Origin of the sequence: Paenibacillus sp. OT2-17 (assembly GCF_009827695.1) — a bacterium.
Lineage (GTDB): Bacteria > Bacillota > Bacilli > Paenibacillales > Paenibacillaceae > Paenibacillus > Paenibacillus polymyxa_B.
This window is the reverse complement of sequence record NZ_WUDQ01000863.1, coordinates 1-1083: the sequence shown is the minus strand read 5'-3', so window position 1 is coordinate 1083 and position 1083 is coordinate 1. Positions and strand designations below refer to the sequence as shown.

Sequence of the window (1083 nt, the reverse complement as noted above, 5' to 3'; positions counted from 1 at the left end):
CCCACCAGCAGAACAGAGGCCAACAGCCCCTTCTGCCATTTGCGAATGTTCATTATAAATCTCCCCCTTGGATGATGTGCTAACCCTTGATCGAGCCGATCATCAGACCCTTGACGAAATATTTTTGCAGAAAAGGATATACCAGTACAATAGGCAGTGTCGTCACGACCATCGTCGCCAGCTTGATCGATTGCGAAGTGACGGACTGGGCAACAATTCCCGGTGCAGCAGCCATCATCTGATTAGAGCTAGATTGGGCAACAACCCGGTACAAATACGTTTGAATCGGCTGAAGATCCGTATTATTAATATAAATCATTCCGGTAAAATAATCGTTCCACTGGTATACCCCATGAAACAACGCAATCGTCGCTACTACCGGCATAGATACAGGAAGCACGATCCGGCAAAAGATACCAAAATCATTCGCACCGTCTATTTTCGCCGCCTCTTCCAGTGCATCCGGCAGTTCTCGGAAAAAAGCCATAAAAATAATAAGGTCAAAAAAACTGAACATCGCAGGAATGATGTACACCCAAAAGCTGTCCAGCAGTCCAAGATCACGTATCAGCAAATAGGTTGGAATCAATCCCCCACCGAAAAACAGGGTAATGGTGCCAATCAGCATATACAACTTGCGCCCGATCAGCTCCCTACGGGAATATGCATATGCAATCATGGCAGTAAAAAACACATGAACAATCGTGCCGATAAGCGTCTTGGCAATAGTCACCCCCATCGCGGTCATAATACCGTTGTTGGCAAACACGGCCTGATAGCTGCCCAGACTGAAGACCCTCGGCCACCAGTAAATGCCGCCCCGCATAGCGTCTGCTCCTTCGTTAAAGGAGTTCACCAGCACATACCACACGGGATACAACGTGACAAAACAAATGATCAGCATGAAGACGTTGTTCATGAAATCGAATATCGCTTCGCCTGCTGTTCTGCGTTGCAATAGCTGCATGCAGCCGTCCTCCTTCAAAATAGGGATGTATTATTCACCCGCTTGGTCACCGAATTGGCAATTAGCAACAAAACGAGAGCAAGAACCGATTTCAGCAAACCCACCGCGGTAGAATA

General features: G+C 47.3%; 1 protein-coding gene and 1 pseudogene. Both read right to left on the bottom strand.

What is annotated here, in order from left to right; translation table 11 throughout:
- Window positions 1-79 precede the first annotated feature (79 nt).
- Window positions 80-967, bottom strand: a complete 888-nt coding sequence (locus GRP75_RS27745) for a carbohydrate ABC transporter permease (protein ID WP_028542392.1) — start codon at window positions 965-967, stop codon at window positions 80-82.
- A 14-nt stretch (window positions 968-981) separates the two neighbouring features.
- Window positions 982-1083: pseudogene (locus GRP75_RS30195) on the bottom strand (sugar ABC transporter permease); the annotation flags it as partial.